This window comes from Kribbella lupini, assembly GCF_039529595.1.
GTDB classification, from domain to species: Bacteria; Actinomycetota; Actinomycetes; order Propionibacteriales; family Kribbellaceae; genus Kribbella; species Kribbella lupini.
The window spans coordinates 975,626-995,668 of sequence record NZ_BAAANC010000002.1; the positions used below are offsets into that span (position 1 = coordinate 975,626).

At 67.8% G+C, this 20,043-nt stretch carries 20 protein-coding genes and 1 pseudogene; 7 read left to right on the forward strand and 14 right to left on the reverse strand.

What is annotated here, in order from left to right:
* Nucleotides 1-115: 115 nt before the first annotated feature.
* From ABD235_RS17870 to ABD235_RS17910, 9 genes are all read right to left on the reverse strand, one after another.
* Nucleotides 116-1,975: a UvrD-helicase domain-containing protein gene (locus tag ABD235_RS17870; RefSeq protein ID WP_344175324.1), complete on the reverse strand. Its 1,860-nt coding sequence runs from the start codon at nucleotides 1,973-1,975 to the stop codon at nucleotides 116-118.
* Nucleotides 1,959-4,001 carry an ATP-dependent nuclease gene (locus ABD235_RS17875; RefSeq protein ID WP_344175326.1) on the reverse strand — a complete coding sequence of 681 codons (2,043 nt, stop codon included), beginning with the start codon at nucleotides 3,999-4,001 and terminating at the stop codon, nucleotides 1,959-1,961. The genes ABD235_RS17870 and ABD235_RS17875 overlap by 17 nt, the downstream gene beginning before the upstream one ends.
* A 56-nt stretch (nucleotides 4,002-4,057) precedes the next feature.
* The gene (locus ABD235_RS39910; RefSeq protein ID WP_425553179.1) at nucleotides 4,058-4,603 is read right to left on the reverse strand and encodes an apiosidase-like domain-containing protein; all 546 of its coding nucleotides are present in this window, start codon (nucleotides 4,601-4,603) and stop codon (nucleotides 4,058-4,060) included.
* Nucleotides 4,604-4,896: 293 nt separating this feature from the next.
* Nucleotides 4,897-5,607, reverse strand: coding sequence for a hemerythrin domain-containing protein (locus ABD235_RS17885; RefSeq protein WP_344175328.1), 711 nt, complete (start codon nucleotides 5,605-5,607; stop codon nucleotides 4,897-4,899).
* Between the two features lie 45 nt (nucleotides 5,608-5,652).
* The gene (locus ABD235_RS17890; protein WP_344175330.1) at nucleotides 5,653-6,081 is read right to left on the reverse strand and encodes a helix-turn-helix transcriptional regulator; all 429 of its coding nucleotides are present in this window, start codon (nucleotides 6,079-6,081) and stop codon (nucleotides 5,653-5,655) included.
* A 57-nt stretch (nucleotides 6,082-6,138) separates the two neighbouring features.
* Complete coding sequence (locus tag ABD235_RS17895; protein WP_486336033.1) at nucleotides 6,139-6,372, reverse strand: AraC-like ligand-binding domain-containing protein; 234 nt, start codon at nucleotides 6,370-6,372, stop codon at nucleotides 6,139-6,141.
* 23 nt (nucleotides 6,373-6,395) lie between these two features.
* Nucleotides 6,396-6,575 (reverse strand): cupin domain-containing protein, encoded by a 180-nt coding sequence (locus tag ABD235_RS17900; RefSeq protein WP_344178760.1) that lies wholly within the window; start codon nucleotides 6,573-6,575, stop codon nucleotides 6,396-6,398.
* Between the two features lie 48 nt (nucleotides 6,576-6,623).
* The gene (locus tag ABD235_RS17905; protein ID WP_344175331.1) at nucleotides 6,624-7,724 is read right to left on the reverse strand and encodes a Gfo/Idh/MocA family protein; all 1,101 of its coding nucleotides are present in this window, start codon (nucleotides 7,722-7,724) and stop codon (nucleotides 6,624-6,626) included.
* Between the two features lie 273 nt (nucleotides 7,725-7,997).
* Nucleotides 7,998-8,576 carry a TetR/AcrR family transcriptional regulator gene (locus ABD235_RS17910; protein WP_344175333.1) on the reverse strand — a complete coding sequence of 193 codons (579 nt, stop codon included), beginning with the start codon at nucleotides 8,574-8,576 and terminating at the stop codon, nucleotides 7,998-8,000.
* 151 nt (nucleotides 8,577-8,727) lie between these two features.
* On the opposite strand from ABD235_RS17910, the gene ABD235_RS17915 reads away from it, so the two are divergent.
* Genes ABD235_RS17915 through ABD235_RS17930 form a run of 4 tightly spaced genes read left to right on the forward strand, consistent with a single transcriptional unit; the run spans nucleotide 8,728 to nucleotide 12,713 of the window.
* Nucleotides 8,728-10,839 (forward strand): heavy metal translocating P-type ATPase, encoded by a 2,112-nt coding sequence (locus ABD235_RS17915; RefSeq protein WP_344175334.1) that lies wholly within the window; start codon nucleotides 8,728-8,730, stop codon nucleotides 10,837-10,839.
* Between the two features lie 46 nt (nucleotides 10,840-10,885).
* Nucleotides 10,886-11,569 carry an arsenate reductase/protein-tyrosine-phosphatase family protein gene (locus ABD235_RS17920; RefSeq protein WP_344175336.1) on the forward strand — a complete coding sequence of 228 codons (684 nt, stop codon included), beginning with the start codon at nucleotides 10,886-10,888 and terminating at the stop codon, nucleotides 11,567-11,569.
* Complete coding sequence (locus ABD235_RS17925; protein WP_344175337.1) at nucleotides 11,566-12,309, forward strand: aquaporin; 744 nt, start codon at nucleotides 11,566-11,568, stop codon at nucleotides 12,307-12,309. Before ABD235_RS17920 ends, ABD235_RS17925 begins: the two co-directional genes overlap by 4 nt.
* On the forward strand, nucleotides 12,306-12,713 hold the full coding sequence (locus tag ABD235_RS17930) for an arsenate reductase ArsC (RefSeq protein ID WP_425553141.1): 408 nt from the start codon (nucleotides 12,306-12,308) through the stop codon (nucleotides 12,711-12,713). Before ABD235_RS17925 ends, ABD235_RS17930 begins: the two co-directional genes overlap by 4 nt.
* Here ABD235_RS17930 and ABD235_RS17935 read toward each other — a convergent pair whose 3' ends face one another.
* The gene (locus ABD235_RS17935; protein ID WP_344175338.1) at nucleotides 12,714-13,769 is read right to left on the reverse strand and encodes an ArsO family NAD(P)H-dependent flavin-containing monooxygenase; all 1,056 of its coding nucleotides are present in this window, start codon (nucleotides 13,767-13,769) and stop codon (nucleotides 12,714-12,716) included. It abuts the gene before it with no gap.
* Between the two features lie 6 nt (nucleotides 13,770-13,775).
* Complete coding sequence (locus tag ABD235_RS17940; RefSeq protein ID WP_344175339.1) at nucleotides 13,776-14,135, reverse strand: ArsR/SmtB family transcription factor; 360 nt, start codon at nucleotides 14,133-14,135, stop codon at nucleotides 13,776-13,778.
* A gap of 92 nt (nucleotides 14,136-14,227) precedes the next feature.
* Here ABD235_RS17940 and ABD235_RS17945 point away from each other — a divergent pair, with 92 nt between their 5' ends.
* Both ABD235_RS17945 and ABD235_RS17950 read left to right on the forward strand, forming a co-directional pair.
* Nucleotides 14,228-15,631, forward strand: a complete 1,404-nt coding sequence (locus ABD235_RS17945; RefSeq protein WP_344175340.1) for an FAD-dependent oxidoreductase — start codon at nucleotides 14,228-14,230, stop codon at nucleotides 15,629-15,631.
* Between the two features lie 134 nt (nucleotides 15,632-15,765).
* A pseudogene (locus ABD235_RS17950) lies at nucleotides 15,766-16,623 on the forward strand (MFS transporter); the annotation flags it as partial.
* Between the two features lie 208 nt (nucleotides 16,624-16,831).
* On the opposite strand, the gene ABD235_RS17955 reads toward ABD235_RS17950, so the two are convergent.
* Complete coding sequence (locus ABD235_RS17955; protein WP_344175342.1) at nucleotides 16,832-17,869, reverse strand: flavin-containing monooxygenase; 1,038 nt, start codon at nucleotides 17,867-17,869, stop codon at nucleotides 16,832-16,834.
* A gap of 62 nt (nucleotides 17,870-17,931) precedes the next feature.
* On the opposite strand from ABD235_RS17955, the gene ABD235_RS17960 reads away from it, so the two are divergent.
* The gene (locus ABD235_RS17960) at nucleotides 17,932-18,252 is read left to right on the forward strand and encodes an ArsR/SmtB family transcription factor (RefSeq protein WP_344175344.1); all 321 of its coding nucleotides are present in this window, start codon (nucleotides 17,932-17,934) and stop codon (nucleotides 18,250-18,252) included.
* A gap of 79 nt (nucleotides 18,253-18,331) precedes the next feature.
* Here ABD235_RS17960 and ABD235_RS17965 read toward each other — a convergent pair whose 3' ends face one another.
* Together ABD235_RS17965 and ABD235_RS17970 are read right to left on the reverse strand one after the other, a co-directional pair.
* Complete coding sequence (locus tag ABD235_RS17965; RefSeq protein ID WP_344175347.1) at nucleotides 18,332-19,651, reverse strand: FAD-binding oxidoreductase; 1,320 nt, start codon at nucleotides 19,649-19,651, stop codon at nucleotides 18,332-18,334.
* The gene (locus ABD235_RS17970) at nucleotides 19,648-20,037 is read right to left on the reverse strand and encodes a DoxX family protein (protein ID WP_344175348.1); all 390 of its coding nucleotides are present in this window, start codon (nucleotides 20,035-20,037) and stop codon (nucleotides 19,648-19,650) included. The genes ABD235_RS17965 and ABD235_RS17970 overlap by 4 nt, the downstream gene beginning before the upstream one ends.
* Nucleotides 20,038-20,043: the final 6 nt, after the last annotated feature.

The following is a 20,043-nucleotide window of genomic DNA, read 5'->3' on the forward strand; positions in this document are numbered from 1 at the left end:
CGCCGTCCTTCGCCAGGATCACGCAGACCGTTCTGGGCGTTGCGCTGCCCCGCCACCGGCGGGTCCTCAAGGCAACCCGTGCGCATGTGCGCGCTGAGCCCGGCGGTTCGGCGGCCTATGTCTCCGCCCCATCGTCGAGTTCGCGCGTGACCATCTCTGCCGTCACCACCGACTCGGCGCCCGGCAACCCCAAACCCCCGAGTGCCTTGATGGCCGCGTCCACGTCGGTCGCATAGAAGACGATCGCCAGCGCCCGGGTCGCTCGTGACGCGCAGACATAGAGCAGGCGACGGGTGCGAGTGACGGTGCCGTCTCCGGAGGAGAACGACCTGAGACCGAAGAACTTCTCGTACGAGTACTGATTGTGTGTACCTTCGTCATCGTCCAGCACCACGATGACGTCCTGGTACTCCGCACCCTTGACCCCATGTTGCGTCGAGTACGGCGACTCCTGGCTGATGTAGCGCGAGTAACCTTCGAGTTCGGTCACATCGCAGTCCAGATACGCCCTCAGCGCTTTATCGATTGATCCCATCGGCTCAGGCAGGTCGTCGCCCAGCAAGGCGATCAACCGATCGTCCAGTTCGATCAGGCTGTGGTTGTGGGCCGCGGCCAGAGCGTCCTTGATGGAGCCGGGACCGGCAACCGCCACCACCTTGACGAGTTCGTCGACTCCGGCGCGGAGGGTCGCGAGGGTTTCCTGGGCCGATACGGCGTCGATGTTCCCCGGTCGCAGCAGCGGACTCGATGTGCGGAGCATCGGCAACAGGGCGTTCCGGTTACTTCCGGCTGCCTCGACCAACGGCAGCAATGTGCCCAGGAAGGGCGTCAGCGGCCAGGCCTTTCCTTCGGTGAAGTCGGCGGCGAGCACGGTGCCGTGAAAGGTGTCGTACAAGGCCTCGAACCCGAGCCTGCCGGCGGCCATCCGGTGGGTGATGACAAGGGTCTTGCTCTGATCCGTCCCGTCGTCCGCTTTCCAGGCATCGATCTCCGACTGCTCCCGGAGCCATTTCCGTGTCTGGCCGAGCAGCTCGTTGCGACCAACGCCTTGGGGGAAGACGAAGTAGGTGACCTCGCCGGCCCTTTGCTTGTCCACCGGCAGACCCGACCTCTGGTGCAGGATGTCGTGGTCACCTCGGATGACGTTGATGACGTCGAGAACTTTGAGCGGTGACCTGAAGTTCTCGGGCTTGGGGATCTCCTCCCAGTCCGGTTCTACAGGGATCTCGCCGGTCCCGTTCGTGTAGATCATCTGCATGGGGTCTCCGAAGAAGCCGAGGCAGAAGGCATCGCTTTCTTCAACCGCGACATGCCGCAGGCAATCGACGACCGCGTCGAAGGTGTCCTGGCTCTCGTCGACGAACAAGACGGGGTACCTACGGGAAACCAGACGCGCCAGCAGCGATCTGCGAAGGATGAGATCCGGCCCCAGTTTGACGATGTCGGCGTAGCCGACGATACCTCGCGCATAGTTGGTGCCGACGCCGAGCCGGAACTCCTCGACGGCCGGGAGCTTCGACAGCTGGTCCCGTTTGCGATCGATCTTGTCCCGCAGATCCTGCTTCGTCTTCTGCCGCGTCTGCGGCCCCATCGCCGCGTACTTGGCCTCGGCCTGATCCACGTCCAGCGCCCCGTGCTCGCCGAGCCACTGGCGAATGTCTTCGCCGAAGGGCTCGACGATCGTCCAGAGAAAGCTGTGAATGGTCGACACGTGCACGATAGGGTTGCCGGCCAGTTCGTCCTCGATCTCCTGTCGGGCGATCTCCGTGTAGGTGATACACGCCACCTGCTGCCGCTGGGCGAGCATCTCGGATCCACGCGACGCGATCACATGATCAAGTGCCTTGATCAGCGACGTCGTCTTCCCCGAACCGGCACCCGCGATCATCGTGAACGCCGGCACCTTGCGCTCCCGCAGAATCCGCCGCACGGCCAGATCGGCGGGGGTATCAGGTTGGTCAGCTCGCCGACTCATCGCCACCTCCCGCGGCAGCAGGGAGGGCGTCGGTGCCGTGGAGCTGGTCGGCCAGCCAGTTCAGCCCCTCCTGCAGGTAGGCGGGGCAGTTCCAGTTCACGTCTTTCTCGATCAGCGTCAAGGCGAACGCGGTCTTGTCGAGTGTGTCGCGGATCTTGTCGAAGATCGCCTGCAGGAGCGGGCCGAGTTCGCCGTCGCGCGCGGCCTGGCCGACCTGGAGCATGAAGTCTTTGTTGGCGTCGTCCTGACTCCATTCCAGATTCTCGAAGGCCAGGGCTTCCTCGAAGGTTCGGCCTGCGATCTCTTTCGAGTCACCGTTCCAACTGACTTTGTGCAGCGTCTGGTACGCGACCCGAACTTTTGCCGACGCGGGGTCCACCAGACGGGCGGGTCCTGCCGTGAGAAGCGCGTCGATGGTCTGTTCGCACGGGATCCAGGTCTTCAACGTCGGGTTGGCGGTGATGGCCCCGGCCACATCGGTCGTGCACGCCTTGTGGTGCCCTTCCGGTCGCACGCTGTCGATATCGGTGATGATCAGGCAGCGAAGTCCGAGAAAGTGCACGAGTTCCTTGAAGCGATGACTGAAGGCGCCACCTAGCTCCAGGATCGTCAGGTGCGATGCCTCCAGGCGGGGACAGAATTTCGCGATCAGCAAGGGAAGCAGAAGGCGCTCGACGTTGCCCTCGGCAAGAATTACCGCGTCGGCGAAGAAGAGATCGCAATGTGTGAGCTTGAGGTACTGCAGCAAAAACTTCCGCGTGTCGTCGGCAGTCTCGCCGTAGAACACCGACAGGTCACGGACCTCGCTGTAATGGAACGGACCCTGGTCGTCGATCCGGGCGAAGTAGCGGATCGACTTGAAGTTCTCGTAGACGATGTGCGACGAATGAGTGGTCAGGACGAACTGGGTACCCGCTGCGTCCGGTCCGGTGACGAGGGTTTGAAGTTGCCGGATGAAGACCTGCTGCAGTTGAGCGTGCAGGTGGGACTCGGGCTCCTCGATCATGATCAGGTGGACCGGAGGCCTGGCCACCGCGATGCTCTTCCGTGCCTGGTGTGCGGCCAGGATTTCCACGACCATATAGATCAGGTTCTTGAATCCCAGACCGTTGTACCGGTCAGGTAGCGTGATCGCTGTACTGCCGGGGACGACGTAGTGGACCTGCGTCCCGGAGGAGGTAAGCAGCCTCTCGCCGCCCAGTTCGGCCTTGATCACCAGTTCCGGGTTGGTCAGGCCGGGGTACCCGAGTTTGTTCAGTTGGCCGACGACTGAGCCGAAGACCCCGGCAAAGTGCGCGTTGAGATTCTTTTCCGAGTCCGACAGTGCTTGCAGAGCATCCGGGGCTACCTCGGGCTTGTCCAGGTGGTGCTCGTAGTACCGGCCGAGCGTCCTGGACAGATCCTCGCCTCGACCCAACTGGTCCTCGTCCGCAAGATGCCGTTGCGCCTGGAGCAGGTCGACCCGGATGATCGAGTGCAGAATTTCCTTGCCTCGTTCGAGCCGTTGGGCAGGCTGCTTGTCCTTGTCGCGGTGATCCAGCTTGTAATAGGCGACGTGGTACTCGGTGCTCAGGCGTTTGCGCAGGTAGTCGTGCAAACCCATCGGCCAACTGCCCGGCTCGTCGCACATCGTCCGAAAGTTCGCGTACAGATCGATCGGATCTTTGGGCTCGAAGGAGAGCCGAACTCCCACCGGTGCCGACTGGGTCCATTCCAGATCGGGCAACAGATCGATCACCCGGTGCAGGTTCGCGTCATCCACGCTGAACCACAGATCCAGGGTGATAGTCGGCAGCGCGCTGTTCTCGACGGCCGGATCGAAGACATCGAACTTCTGCCACGACTCCGCGCCGAAGTCGTGAACAGAAAATTTCGCGGACTTCGCCAGAAAGTACTCGAAGATGTGCATCGCCGATGTTTTGCCACTGTTGTTTGCTCCGACGAAGACCGTGGCATCGGTCGCCAGGTCGATGGTGATCTCCCGCAGTCGCCGAAAGTTTCTGACAACGAACGATTGCAGATGCATTGGATTCCCCCCTTGCCCCGCCGACTGTGACTGCCCCGACCGGTCGAGGTTGAGGATTATGCTCCAGGCACCCCGCGTTGCCAACCCCCATGACCATTCTCTGAACATTTCGTCCGCCTCGAGAACGTTAACCGCCAGAGATATGGTCGGTTTGACAATTTTCGCTGCGAGCGTGACGGCCGACACCCCATGCCGTCGCGCGTCCGGTTGACAAGTATAAATTCAAGCGCTTCGCGATACGAACGGAACAATCGCGGGAACGGGCATAGCAGGGATACGCGGCGCGCCGATGCGCAACTGTAAGCAGAAGCGACCCCCGGTGCGTTGGAGGTGTCGAGGCGGTAGTGCGGAAGGATCCAGTGCGTGTCGCCGAGGTAGAAGAACGGCGTCCCGTCGGCGTACTGGAGGTAGTGACCGTCCGCACTCGGTCGGAGGAAACCGTGCTGGTAGACAGCCAGCTTTCCCTGTACGGAACGGCGCTCACCACCGAGGGCACTCTGTTGAGCCCCGCGTCGGCGGAGTTGGTCGCCAAAGTGCGCATCGTCCAGGAGCCGACGGCCGGCGGCACGAAGCGGACCTTCCAGGTCGAACCGCCGCCCCAGAACGCCGGCCGCGTGATCACCTGCCCGCTCGGTCCGTGGAACGACGACGTGACCTGGACGTCGGCCTACAGATACTCCTATTGAGGCACGCACCGCTGACGCCGACAGCGCCGATATTGCTGTTGCCACCAGCGCAGAGCAGCACCCCGCCGGGCGTCGGGAACAACCGGCCTGCGACGGCGATGGCCTCCTATTGAATAGGCCGGTACGCGTTCCCCTTGACAGGCATCGGCCCGGGCATATTCCCGCATGACAAAGCCCGGCAGACACTGTCGAAACAGTGCCTGCCGGGCTCAGGCGTTCGGTTGGGTCAGTCGACGATCGGTCGAGGCTTCGCGCTGCGGAGTCGGAGTGCCGGGCACGCGGACCGAGTACTCGGCGAAGGCTTGGGCGGCCAGGTCACCGATGACCGCGCTGACCTCGCGCGGCAAGGTCGCGATGATGTCGCGGAGGGTGTCGGGGTCCGCCTCGTAGGCCATCAGGCCGAACATCAGCGGCATCTGCTCGGGCGGTACGTCGGAGGAACCAGCGGCCACCATCTGACCCCATTCGGCCGCGGTGATGTGCTTCTCGATCAGCGGAAGTGCGTAGTTCTCCTCGACGGCAAGGTGTTCGGCGAGGTGCTTGTTCAACGTGTCGACGGTGCCGGCGATCACCGAGCCCTGAGCTGGGTCGGCAGAGTCTCGCCACGGCTTGAGCTCGTCCCGCATCGCGGTCAGCAGTACGTCGATGTCGTGGTGCTGAGCCTCCATCGTCGAGACGACGGAGACGGCGTCGGTGCCGGCGCGTTCAAGGAATCGGTGCCAGAGGTGGCCGTCCTCGCTCTGGTGATGGTGGTGCAGGACGGAGTCGATGAGTTCGATGTGATCGGCAACGACCGCCGCACGTGCAGTGTCGCCCGCGGCGACACCGGTGATCAGGTTCGGCGCGAGGCCGAACTCGCGGAGAAACATGGTGTGCGCCATGTACATGTCACGCACGTCCGCCAGGGGTTCACTCGTCATTGCTGGTTCCCGCGTCTTTCCGGTCGAAGGCAGTCTGATCGACCGTTAGCGGGGAGAATCAGGCATCCCGAGCAAAGAGCCGGAACCCGAACCCGGCTGTCCGCGAAGCGTCCGCAGCGGCTTCTTGCCGTACTTCGCCTCGTGCGCGGCGGCAAACCGGCCGAGATGGGTGAAGCCCCAGCGGCGCGCAACGGCGGCGACGGATTCGACATACGGATCCGCGCCCCGCAGCTCTTCGTGCGCGCGGCGCAGCCGGACGTCGCGCAAGTACTCCATCGGCGACAGGCCCAGATGCTGCTGGAAACCCTTCTGAAGCATCCGTGAACCAACACCGCACTGCGCGGCCAGCACGGACACGGTGAGCGGTGCCTGCGGGTCTGCCTCGATGAGTTCGATGGCTGTGCGGACCGTGGCCGGCCGGGCCGCGGCGACTTGGCCGACGAGCGGCCCCGAGGTTCGCACCTGCTGCCGCAAGGACGAAACCGCTGAGCACGCTGTCCACCAGCGGCGCCGCGGTCAGCGCATGCCCCATCATCCCGCGCCGCTGAGCAACTGCCCCTGAATGGAGTACAGCAGTTCGGCCCAGCTGCGACCGTACCCGTCGTGAGTGTCCATGACCGGGTCGAAGGTGATTCGGCGGGAAATATGGTCGCCTACCAGCCGGGCGAGGGTCGGGTCGACAGCCGATCGCTCGACGCGCACGCACAGCGCTCGATACCCGGCCGGCCAACGACCGGAGAACCGCCCGCCGTCGGGAACGTACACCGCCGAAGCGTGGCGGCTCGCGATCAGGTCGACGCCGCATGCCGCGACTCGAACCGACCGGTCACCGGCAGCTGGACGTAGTACGCCGACCCGATGTTCTCGCTCTCGAGCCGCGTCTCCCCGGTGAAGCTCACGTCGCCGATCATCAAGGGACCGGCGCCGGTCTCCTGGTAGGTGTTGAACGTCAGCTCGGACCGGCACACTGTCGAGCGTCGCCGTACGCACCAGCACAGCGGTCTCCGATGCGAGCCTCATGCCAGGAGCTGGGTGGTTCCGGTGTCGGAGGCTCGTTGGATCGTGTCGACGAGGTGGTGCTGCTTGAGCGCGTAGGCGAAGTCCGGCACGGTGTGGGTGTTGTCGCGCAGGTCCCGGGCGAACTGGGCGTACAACTGGGCGACGCCCTGGGCCAGTCCGGACAGGTCGCGTGGTACCGGACCGTAGAGCTCGTCGGGGACGGTGAGGTCCGTGAGCACCTGAGCGTCGCCCCGGCCGCCCTGCAGCCGCAGGTCCAGGGCCTGGAGGTTGCCGCTGATCCCCGGCGCGGACAGGACCAGATCGCCTTCTGTGCCGTGGATCTCCCACCGGAAGTTGTCACCGCGGGTGAACCCGCCCCGGTAGAACACCGAGGCCGCGGCTCCGCTGCGGAAGGTCCCCGCAAGGGAGACCTGATCGGGTGACGTCACCGGGATGGTGGTGTCCTCGTCGGCTACCCGCGCCTGCGTCAGGCTGTTGACCAAGATGGCCGAAACGGACGTGAGGTCGCCGAGGGCGTGATGCACTCCCTCCAGCGCGTGCAGCACGGACGCGGTCAGGGGCGTGACGCCGAAGGCGGCGTCGTACAGGTAGGCGTGGGCGCGGTCGGTCTCGGCGGTCCAGGAGACGCCCGACCCGACCACCGTCGTACCGAGGACCTTCCCGACATAGCCGTCGTCGATCAGCGCGCGAGTGTGGCGGACCACCGGCAGGCAGCTGCCCTGCAGGCCGATGACCGTACGAACTCCGGCCGCCTCCGCTCGAACCGCCAGATCCGCGGCCTCCTGGGAGTCGACGCCCAACGGCCATTCGCTGTAGACCATCTTGCCGGCCTCCACGGCCGCGGTGATCAACGCGTGGTGGTGAGGCACCTTGACCGAAACCACCACCAGATCGACGCCTGGGTGGGCGATCAACTCCACGTGGTTGTCAAAGGCAGCCGGTACGCCGAACTGCTGCGCGGCCGCTTCCGCGGACGAGCGGCGGGAGGTGCTGATCGCACGGATCTCGTAGTCGGGAAGTGCTGTGAGCGCGGGAACATGACTGAGGGCGGCCCAGCCTCCAGTGCTTGCTCCGATGATGCCAACGCCGATGGTCATGTCGCTCCAATGGCTGCCGGGCAGCCGGTGTGTTGGTGATGTGGAACGTTGCTGGGTCAGAACTGAAGGATCAGTCGCCCGCGAATACCCCCGGCCTCGAACAGGCGATGCGCCTGCTCGGCCTGCTCAGGCGGGAACGTGCCTGCGACCCGCAGGCTGAGCGCGCCGGCATCCGCCTGTGCTGGGCGGGTACGGCGTCGACCACGTGAAGATCTCCTCCGCCCTGCCGGGCTTTATATGGAATGATCGTTACAGATTTAGGGCACAAAAAGCTCAACGCAGGGCGACCAGGGCCGCCTCCACGACGGTCATCAGGTAGCGGCGATCGGGGTTGATCGCTCCCATGACACGCAGGCCGTGAATGGTCGTGAGCACGAAGCGCGCCAGACCCCTCGGATCGTCACCGCTCAGTTCGCCGCCGGCCTGGGCCGCGGTGATCACTTCGGTCAGCGCGTCCTCCAGCGACGCCGTCGTCGCTTCGATCCGGGCGGCCACTTCGGGGTCGTGGGCCACGCGTTCGGTCGCGGCGGTCACGATCAGGCAGTTCTGGTCGCGCCCTTCGCGCACGATGACGTCCACCAGATCGACGAGAATGCCGCGAACGAGCTCTCGTACCGGCGCCCCGCTGTGCAGCAGCTCGATCAACGGGATGGCTTGCTGCTCCCGATACCGATCCAGCACCGCCCTGTACAGCCCGTCCTTGCTCCCGAAGGCCGCGTACAACGAGCCACGCCCGACACCGGTGGCATCGACCAGCTCTTGCAACGACGAGCCCTCATAGCCCCGGCGCCGGAAGACCACCATTGCCGCCTCCAGCGCGGCCTCGGTGTCGAACTCCCTTACGCGTGCCATGCCATTCAGTCTGCCTTATCTGGAACGCTCGATCAAATAAAGAATTTTCCCCTTCATCGAAATACCCCCCTAGGGTATATTGTTCGGAGTCGTGAGGCACCGGTTCATACCCGCGACCTCATCGACGGAGACGCTGAGAGGACTGATCACCGTGAAGGCCACTCGATCCGGCCAGCATCACCAGCACGCTGACCACGAGCACCACCAGGGCCCACCGATCCAGCACGACGCTCACAGCGGGCACGACCAGCACGCCGGGCACGGCGGCCACGACAAGCACGCCGGTCACGACCCCGAGATGTTCCGGCGCAAGTTCTGGCTCAGCCTGCTGCTGACGCTGCCGATCGTTGCCACCAGCCACATGGTGATGGACTGGTTCGGCTACACCCTCGACTTCCCCGGCCTGAGCTGGGTCGGCCCGACCCTGGGTACCGTCGTGTTCTTCTACGGCGGCTGGCCGTTCCTGGTCGGCGGCGTACGGGAGGCCCGCGATCGCGCGCCGGGGATGATGCTGCTGATCTCCATGGCGATCACCGTCGCTTACGTCGCCTCGCTGGCGACCAGCCTCGGCGCGTTCGACCTGGACTTCTGGTGGGAGCTCGCCGCGCTGGTCACGATCATGCTGCTGGGCCACTGGCAGGAGATGAAGGCCATCGGCCAGGCGCAAGGCGCCCTCGCCGCCCTGGCCGCGTTGCTGCCGGACGACGCCGAGCGCGTCACCGACGACGGGGTCGAGACCGTGTCGATCTCCGACCTGAGCGTCGGCGACGTCGTACTGGTCAGGTCCGGCGCGCGCGTACCGGCCGACGGGGAGATCGTCGACGGCGCGGCCGAGCTGGACGAGTCGATGATCACCGGCGAGTCCCGGCCGGTCTCGCGGACCGTCGGCGACCGCGTGGTCGCCGGGACCGTGGCGACGGACTCCGCGATCCGGGTCCGGGTCGACGCGATCGGCGAGGACACTGCACTGGCCGGGATCCAGCGGCTGGTGAGCGAGGCGCAGCAGTCCAGCGGGCGGGCGCAGGTGCTGGCCGACCGGTTCGCCGCGATGCTGTTCTACATCGCGACCGCTGCCGCGCTGGTCACTTTCCTGGCCTGGTGGGCGTTCGGCACGCTCGACGAGTCCGTCGTACGGACCGTCACCGTGCTGGTGATCGCGTGCCCGCACGCCCTCGGACTGGCCATCCCGCTGGTGATCGCGCTGTCCACGGCGGTCGCGGCGAAGGCCGGCATCCTGGTCAAGGACCGGCTGGCGCTGGAGCGGATGCGCACCGTGAACGCCGTACTGTTCGACAAGACCGGCACGCTGACCAAGGGCGAGCACGCGGTGACCGGCATCGCCGGCGACGGGATCGACGAGACCGAGGTACTGCGGATCGCCGGCGCCGTCGAGGCCGACAGCGAGCACCCGCTGGCCCGGGCGATCGTCACCGCCGCCGACCAGCGCGGAGGACGCGCCAAGGCCGGCGACTTCACCTCGCTCACCGGTCGTGGGGTTCAGGCAACAGTGGACGGTACGACGTACGCCGTCGGCGGGCCCGCGCTGCTGCGGGAACTGGACGCCACGGTGCCGGGCGTCCTGCGGGACCGGGCTGAGGAATGGTCCGGGCGCGGAGCGGCCGTGCTGTACCTGCTGCGCGTCGACAGCTCCACGGCCGCGGCCACCGGCGCGATCGCGCTCGAGGACGAGGTCCGGCCCGAGGCCCGCGAGGCCGTCGAGCAGCTCCGCGCGGTGGGTGTGGCCAAGATCGTCATGATCACCGGCGACGCCGAACCCGTGGCCCGCGCGGTCGCCGCCGACCTCGGCTTCCGTGACGGCGTCGACGAGGTGTTCGCCGAGGTGCTGCCGGCCGACAAGGACAAGGCGGTCAGCGAGCTGCAGTCCCGCGGCCTGACGGTGGCGATGGTCGGCGACGGCGTGAACGACGCACCGGCCCTGGCCCGCGCCGACGTCGGCATCGCGATCGGTGCCGGGACCGACGTCGCCATCGAGTCGGCCGGCGTCGTCCTCGCGTCGTCGGACCCGCGCGGCGTCACCGGCGTGATCCGGCTGTCGAAGGCGTCGTACCGCAAGATGATCCAGAATCTGGCCTGGGCGGCCGGCTACAACATCGTCGCGATCCCGCTCGCCGCCGGAGCGCTCGCGTGGGCAGGGTTCACGCTCAGCCCGGCGATCGGCGCCGTACTGATGTCGGCCTCGACGATCGTCGTCGCCGCGAACGCCCAGCTGCTCCGCCGGGTCCGGCTGACCCAGGACCGCTGACGACCGGGAATTGACACCATCAGATAGCTCAGTGATTATTGAGGCAATGAGCACTGAGGAAACCTCCAGGGTCGCCCGGGCGCGGGTGCATGCCGCGCTCGGGGATCCGGCACGACTGGCCGTCGTCGACGCCTTGATGGTCGGAGACGCAGCCCCCAGCGAACTGGGGGCGCTGCTCGAGATGCCGACCAACCTCGTGGCCCACCACCTGAAGGTCCTGCAGGACGCCGGACTGGTGGTGCGGACGCGATCGGAGGGAGATCACCGGCGCACCTACGTTCGGCTGGTCCCCGAGACCCTCGCGATCGCCACCAGCCCTTCGCTGACAGCGGCCTCGCGAGTGGTGTTCGTGTGCACGCACAACTCGGCGCGTTCGCAGTTGGCGGCGGCGATCTGGGCGCGGCGCAGTCACGTGCCGGTGACGTCCGCCGGCACCCGCCCCGCCGAGCGGGTGCATCCGCGGGCGCTGAAAGTTGCCCGACGCCACGGTCTCGAGACCGACACCTGGCGGACCGCCCAGGTGGACGAGGTCGTGAGCACCGACGATCTGGTCGTCGCCGTCTGCGACATCGCATACGAGGACTTGCCCGCCGAGGCACGGCCCCGCGTCCACTGGTCGGTGCCGGATCCCGCACGAACCAACACCGACGCGGCCTTCGAGGCGGCGTACAGCGAGCTCGAACGCCGGATCGATCGGCTGGCGCCGCTGGTTGCCGAGGCGCGCGAGTGACCGCCCTTCCCCTGTGGCGACGGGCGATCGCCGAAGGGATCGGGACCGGGCTGCTGGTCACCGTCGTGGTCGGGTCCGGGATCGCGGCCGCGTCGTTGTCGCCGAACGACGTGGGACTGCAACTGCTGGAGAACGCGTTCGCCACCGCGCTCGGGCTCGCCGTGCTCATCCTGATGATCGGACCGGTGTCGGGCGCTCACTTCAACCCGGTGGTGTCCGCGGTCGACTGGTGGATCGGACGACGCAGCGGCGCCGGCCTCACACCACGCGACCTGGCCGCCTACATCCCCGCGCAGATCATCGGCGCGGCACTCGGCGCCCTACTGGCCAACCTCATGTACGACGAAGCAGCGGTGTCGTGGTCGACGACAGATCGCAGCGCCGGCCATCTCTGGCTCGGCGAGGTGGTCGCGACGGCCGGGCTGATCGTGCTGATCTTCGCCCTCGCGGCATCCGGGCGGGCCTCGATCGCGCCGGCCGCGGTCGGTGCGTACATCGGTTCGGCGTACTGGTTCACCTCCTCGACCTCGTTCGCCAACCCGGCGGTCACGATCGGGCGGGCCTTCAGCGACACCTTCGCCGGAATCGCGCCGGGATCCCTTCCAGGCTTCGTGATCGCCCAGGTGATCGGCGCTGCCGTCGGTGTCGCCCTTGTCCGGCTGCTCTACCCGGCAGTCGGACGAGCGGCCGACGAGGTCGTCGTACCCCACACCCCTGCGAGTACAGGAGCATCCCCGTGAGCAAGCCCAGCGTTCTGTTCGTCTGCGTCCACAACGCCGGCCGGTCCCAGATGGCCGCCGGATGGCTGCGGCACCTCGCCGGCGACACGGTCGAGGTGCGGTCGGCCGGGTCCGAGCCGCGCGACCAGATCAACCCGGTCGCGGTCGAGGCGATGCGGGAGGTCGGCATCGACATCACCGGCGCCGTCCCCCAGCGCCTCGAGACCGAGACCGTGCGTGAGAGCGACGTCATCGTCACCATGGGCTGCGGCGACGCCTGCCCGATCTTCCCGGGCAAGCGGTACGAGGACTGGGAGCTCACCGATCCGGCCGGGCAGCCGATCGAGGTCGTCCGGCAGGTGCGCGACGAGATCCGTGCCCGGATCGAGAAGCTCGTCGGCGAACTGCAGACCGCGACTCACTGATCAGAGCTCGGCCACCAGGTCCCGTGCGGTGCGACCGGCTCCGATCAGCGTGGCCGACGCCGGACCCGTCCAGTCGCCGTAGCCGATCAGGTGCAGCCGAGGCTCCTTCATCGCCCGGGTGCCATCGGTCGGGATACTGCCGTCCGGCCCTCGCAGCCCGAGTGGTACGAGGTGGCTGAGCGCGGGCCGGAAGCCGGTGCACCAAATGATCACGTCGTACGACGACTTGGTGCCGTCGCGCCATTGAACGCCATCCTCGACCAGCCGCGCGAAGGGCCCGCGAGCCCGCAATACGCCGCGGTCGCGCGCCTGCCGGACGCTCTCGACCATCACGATGTCACCGAGTCCGGAAACGCCGCCGATGTCAGGTTCGCCGAGCTGCCGGGCGCGCTGCCGTCTGGTCGCGATCTCGAACAACGCCCGGCCGTCGACGTCGTCGGGAAGGAACCGCGGCGTTCGCAGCGTCACCCAGGTCGTGTCGGCGACCGCCGACACCTCGGCAAGGATCTGCGCCGCCGAGTTGCCACCGCCGACGATCAGGACGCGCCGACCGGCAAAGGCAGAGGCGTCGCGGTACGACGCGGTGTGCAGCTGCCGACCGGCGAACGATCCCGGGTACGACGGGACGAACGGCCGCGACCAGGTGCCGGTCGCCGAGACCACTCGCTCGGCCAGCCAATCACCGGCGGCGCTGTGGACGACGAGGCGCTGCCCCTCGCGACTGACCGAGCCGACCGCGGCGGCTCGCCGTACGGCAAGGTCGTACCGCTTCTCGTACTGCGTCAGGTAGTCGACGACGTGTGAGGCCAACGGATACCCGGAGTCGCCGGTCCACGGCGGCATCATCCAGCCGGGCAGCGACGAGTACTGGGTGGGCGAGAACGTCCGCAAGGATGGCCACATCCGCGCCCAGGCGCCGCCAGGCTGCTTGGCCGCGTCGAGGATGACGAAGTCCTCGCCGGGAACCAGCCCTGAGCGGCGCAGGTAGAAGCCGGTGGCCAGCCCGGCTTGACCGCCGCCGATCACGACGACGCGGATCTCGCGCGGCGGCGTCACGTCGGTTCAGTGCCGGGCATCAGCCGGAACCGACAGCAACGTCGACATCCAGGTCAGGCGCTCCGGCAGCGGCCAGTAGTACACCCAGGTGCCGCGGCGCTCGCAGTCGACCAGCCCGGCCTCACGAAGGACCTTCAGGTGGTGGGAGATCGTCGGGCCGGAGACGTCGAACTGCGGGGTGAGGTCACAGACGCAGACTTCCCCGGCGGTCGAGGCGATGATCGACATCAGCCGCAGGCGGATCGGGTCGGCGAGCGCCTTGAACACCGACGCGCCTTCGACCGCGGCGGCACTGTCCAGGGCCGCGTCCATGATCGGGACGCAGCACCCGCCGACCGGCTCGAGCGACAGCTCCTGTCTCGACATACATCTATCTTGACTTACGTCTAATCAGGAGGCAAGGTGGGGTCCGTTGATTAGATGATCATCAACTCAGGACAGTCTTTGGAGACAGACCCATGAGCGTTTCATCGAAGGACCTGCCGGTTGTCGTGATCGGCGCCGGACCGGTGGGGCTGGCCGCCGCCGCTCACCTGGCGGAGCGCGGGCTGCGGTTCGTCGTACTGGAGTCCGGCCCGGGTGTGGCCGCGGCGATCGACGAGTGGCGGCACGTGAAGCTGTTCAGCCCGTGGCGCTACGACATCGACGGCGCTGCCCGCCGCTTGCTCGAGCAGACCTCCTGGATCGAGCCGAACCTGGACGACCTGCCGACCGGCGGCGATCTCATCGACGCCTACCTGGCACCGCTGGCGAAGACGCCGCAGCTGGCCGACCGGATCCAGTACGGCGCTCAGGTGATCGCCGTGACGCGCGTCGGCTTCGACCGCGTCCGTACGGCGGGTCGCGAGGATGCTCCCTTCCTGGTGCGTCTGGCCGACGGGGAGGAACTGCTCGCCGCCGCGGTGATCGACGCCGCCGGCACCTGGCGCCGGCCGAACGTCCTCGGCGGCTCGGGGATCCCCGCCCGAGGCGAGACCGAGCTGGCCGACGCCGTCTCGGCCGCGCTCCCGGACGTCTTCGGGCGTGACCGCGAGCGCTTCGCCGGCCGTCGTACGGCGGTCGTGGGAGCCGGCCACTCGGCCGCCACGACGCTGCTCGAACTCGGGGAACTGGCCGAGACCGAGCCGGGCACCGAGGTGCTCTGGGTGGTGCGGGGCGAGGACCAGGCACGGACGTACGGCGGCGGCGACGCCGACGAGCTTCCCGCCCGCGGCGCGCTCGGCGCCCGGCTGAAGAAGCTCGTCCAGTCAGGCCGGGTCGAACTCGTCAGCAGCTTCCGCATCGAGGCGATCACTCGTACGACGGACGGCCGCGCCGAACTGGCCGCAGGCGACCGACGGGTCGTGGTAGACACGATCGTGAACTCCACCGGCTTCCGCCCCGACCACGACATGGTCGGCGAGCTGCGGCTGGACCTCGACCCGATCCTGGGCTCGACCCGGCAGCTGGCCCCGTTGATCGACCCGAACCAGCACTCCTGCGGCACGGTGCCGCCTCACGGCGTGGACGAGCTGCAGCACCCGGAGTCCGGGTACTACGCCGTCGGCGCGAAGGCGTACGGCCGAGCGCCGACCTTCCTGCTGGCGACCGGGTACGAGCAGGCTCGCTCGGTGGTCGCCGCGTTGGCAGGCGACTGGGAGGCGGCTCGCGACGTACAGCTGAATCTGCCCGAGACCGGTGTCTGTTCGTCGAACCTCGCCTTCGGCGGGTCGTCCGACGAAGCCGGTGGTTGCTGCGGACCGGCCCCGGAGGCGGTCACGATCAGCGCACCGGCCGGCCGCGGGTTGGCCACTGGCATCAGCGGTGGCCTCCTGACCGTCGTCGAGTCCAAGCCCACCACCCAGTCGGGCTGCTGCGGCTGATGGCCTCCGGTCCAGGTCTGGCAGTGGAGACCGCCGCCAGACCTGGACCGACGCGCTTGATCAGCGCGCTCGCCGCGACCCAGACCGTCGGGTACGGCGTCCTCTACTACGCCTTCAGCGTCATCCTCGGCCCGATGAGCCGCGAACTGGGCATCTCGACCACGACAGCGGCCGGAGCACTGACCGTCGCCGTACTCGTCTCCGGCCTGCTGTCGATCCCGGTCGGACGCTGGCTCGACGCCCGCGGCGGCCATGCCTTGATGACCGTCGGTTCCATGCTCGGCGCAACAGCTGTGCTCTGCTGGTCGCAGGTCCAGACCGCGGCCCAGCTGTACGCCGTGTTCGTTGCCATCGGCATCGCATCAGCGATGGTCCTGTACGAGCCGGCCTTCGCCGTCATCGTCGCCGTCACCACTCCCGCCCGGCGCGCGAGAGCCCTGCTCGCCGTCACCCTGGTCGCCGGCTTCGCCAGCTCGATCTTCATCCCCCTCACCGGCCAACTGGTCGCCCACCTGCAATGGCGCTCCGCCCTCGTCGTCCTGGCCGTTCTCCTCGCAGTCGTCACCGTGCCGCTGCACGGCCTAGTACTACGAAGCACCCGAGCGCCCGCCGCTCACATGCCGCGGCACACCCGCCCCTCCCCCAGCCGAGCGTTCCGCGATCCCGCCTTCTGGCTACTAGCGGCAACGTTCGTCCTGAACGGCGCCGCCCTCGCCGTCATCGCCGTCCACCTGGTCCTCTACCTGATCACCCTCGGCCACCCAGCCACCGTCGCCGCGACCCTCGCCGGCCTGCTCGGCCTCCTGTCGGTCACCGGCCGCATCGTCACCACCCTGTCCACCCGATGGTTGCCCATGGCCACCATTGCCGGAGCGATCTTCGTCCTCCAAGGAGCAGCACTCTCCATGCTCCCAGTCGTCGGACGACACACCGCCGGAGCCGTCGGCTGCCTGATCCTCTTCGGCCTCGGCTTCGGCGTAGCCTCGATCGCAACCCCCGCAATCCTGCTGGACCGCTACGGCGCCAGCGGCTACGGCACAATCGCCGGCACCCTGGCCGCGCCCGTCCTGGTAGCCAGAGCCTCGGCCCCACTCGGCGGCGCCCTCATCGCAGCAACCGCCGGCTACCGATTCCTCGTCGTCGCAGTCGCTGCCGCCTGCGTCGTAGCGGGTTTACTGCTACTGCTCGTATCACGGTTGCCTACCGCGCCAGCAGGCGCCGAGCGACGTACTGAGCGTCGCGCGAAACCCTGCGCAACGTGTTCGACGAAAACGAGCGCTGGAACTCGAGGCCGAGGTAGGCCAGACCCGGATGGGTCAACGACAGGCCGCGCCGGTGCTTCGGCATGCCTGTCTCGTCGAGTGCGCCCAGGCCTTCCAGGTACGGAAGGTTCGGCCGGTAGCCGGTCGCCAGAATGACGGTGTCGACGTGCTCGCGACTGCCGTCGGACCACACCACCTGGTCGCCCTCGAACCGGGTGAACATCGGCCTCTGGTCGAGCAGACCTGACTCGAGTGCCGCAGCGTAGAGGCCCGTGTCGAAGACCGGCGTCCCGCGGATGAGCCGGCTCAAGACCGAAGGCGGCAGAAGGTCCAGTCGCAGAGCATGCAGCCAGAAGTGCATGTCACGGCCAGCACGGACCTGCGGCACGAACTGCACGGGTCGCCGTACGGCCAAGGTCACGTCGGCCAACTCGGCCAACTCGTAGCCAACCTGGATCGCGGAGTTGCCGGCGCCGACCACGACAACCCGCTGACCGGCGTACTGCTGAGGACCGCGGTACTGCGCGACGTGGAGGATCTGGCCGGTGAAGTCGCCGGGGATCTGCGGCACGTACGGCCGGCTGAACGACCCGCTCGCACAAATCACACCAGCAGCCCGGAACTCCCCGCCAGCAGCCGTACGCAGGACGAAGCCTGCACCAGAGGTCTCCACCGTCGCGACCCGAGTCTTGAGGTGGATCTCCGCGTCGAGACCGACGCCGAGCTTGTCGAGGTAGGAGACAACCTCGTCCCGCGTCGGGTAACGGTCCTGCTCACCGGGGAACGGCGCTCCGGGGAAGCCGCTGAACCGAGCAGGAGAGAAGAGCGTCAAGCTGTCGTAGTACTCCGGCCACGATCCAACGGTCCGATCGCCGGCCTCCAGCACCACCGGCCGCACCCCGGCCTCGCGAACAGCGAACGCCCCAGCAAGCCCAGACTGCCCTCCACCGACAATCACCACTGCATCAGAAGTCATGAGCCGAACATATCGTAATATCCCGATATGACGAAACGTCGATACTGATTACCCTGGTCACCATGGCGAAGAAGGCTGACAGCGCTCCCGCAGAACCGGTACAGCTCCAGGCCGCCACCCACGACTTCCTGAAGGCCCTGTCGAACCCGACCCGCCAGCGCATCATGCTCCTGTTCGCCCGCGGCGCCGAACTGTCCGTCAACGAGGTCGCCGAACAAGCCGCCATCGGCCAGTCCACCGCCTCCCAGCAACTGGACCTCCTCCGCCGCGGCGGCATCGTCACCTCCCGCCGCGAAGGCAAGGCAGTCCTCTACCGAGCCGACAAAGCCGGCGCCGCCGCAGCCCTGTCCGACCTCCAGGCCTACCTACAGACCTGCTGCTGACCTCGAAAGCCGACGGGCAACTCGAACCCCGTCCGAGTCCATCCCGAAGGCGTGCATCAGCTCACCGAATCCGGCCCTGTCACGCCGAGAGCACGCGACCGGGCGTGTTCAGCGGGGTGCGGGTGAAGACGTTGGTCGGGTCGTAGGTGTGTTTGAGTGCTTGCAGGGCGGCCAGTTTGGCGGGTGAGTAGGCGCGGTGGATGGCGGCACTGTCGGCGTCGGCGATGGTGTTGACGTAGGTGCCACTGGTGTACGGCGTCAGACCCGCGGCGTAGGCGCGGGTGGCGGCGACGCGGGCGTCGTCCTCGTCCGGGTCGGTCCAGTCGTCGCCGGTGGTGAACTCGATCAGCGCGTCGCGGTGGCTGAACGCCGTCGCGTCGTCGGGGACGTCGGCGATGGCGCCGCCGTTGAGGGTCAGCCGGCCGGGGTGCTTGCCATCGGCAAGGAATGCGTCGATGGCCGCGTCCGGGAGCGTGCGCAGGTAGTGGCCCTTGCAGTAGCGGCGGAGGGCGTGGCGGTCGGCGTCGTCGGACCGGGTCTGCAGGTCCAGGTAGCTGAGATGCCGGACCGTCTGCCCGACCGGTCTGCCGACCGCCTGGTACGACGGAAGCAGTTCGAGGCCCTCGCGCGGGTCGCCGACCCAGACGTACCCGATCGTCGCCATGGGCCGTCCGTTGACCTGGGTCACCCGGGCAACGGGCGTCGCTTGGCGCGGCGTACCGGCGAACAGGTCACGCCAGCCGCGGAGCGCCGTACCGGCATCCTCCAGTCTGTAGTGAAGGTCGACGCAGAGCGCCCGGGTTCCGACCGGGTGTAGCCGGAACTCGAACGAGGTCACCACGCCGAACGCGCCACCGCCCCCGCGGAGTCCCCAGAAGAGGTCGGGGTGCTCGGTCGCCGAGACCCGCCGTACGACTCCGTCGGCGGTGACCAGCTCGTACGACTCCACGTTGTCGCAGGTCAGGCCATACTGCCGGGCCAGCCAGCCGATGCCGCCGCCGAGGGTCAGCCCACCGACACCGGTGTGGGAGACGTTGCCGGCCGTGGTGGCGAGACCGTAGCGCTGGGCCGCGACGTCGAGGTCACCGAGCAGCGCGCCGCCGCCGACCCGCGCGCGGCGCCGGACCGGGTCGACCTGCACCGAGCTGAGCCTGGACAGATCGATCAGCAGCCCGTCCTCCACGACTGGCAGGCCGAGGAAGCTGTGCCCGCCGCACCGCACGCCGATCTCGAGCCCCGCCGCCTGCCCGTGCCGCAGTGCCGCGACGACGTCCGCCGTACTCGCGCACCGCGCGATCACCGCCGGGCGACGGTCGACCATCGCGTTCCACACCGTCCGGCTCGACTCGTACTCCGCATCGCCGGGCCGCAGCAGCGACCCCTCGAACGCCGCGATCATCGGACCAGACCCACGATCGAGTCCCGCCGGAACCATGCGATCACGCCGGCGAGCACCAGGTACGTCGCCGGCACCGCCGCGGAGACGCCGAGCACGGCCACGTTCGTCACGATCGCACCGGCCATCAGCCCGGACAGGCCGAGCGCGGCCGCCCCACCGAGCCGCGGCACGAGCAGCGCGACCGCCCCGGCCAGCTCCAGCGCGCCGACGGCGTACCTGAGCCACTGCCCGGCGCCGATCAACGCGAACATGTCGACCATCACCTGGTCACCCGTCAGCTTCGGCAGCGCCGCGAGCACGAACGAACCGGCCAGCAGGACCTGCACCACCCACAGCGCCACGGTCCCCGTGCGCGGCCGGCGGGTGGTCGTCATCGTCGTACTCATCACTAC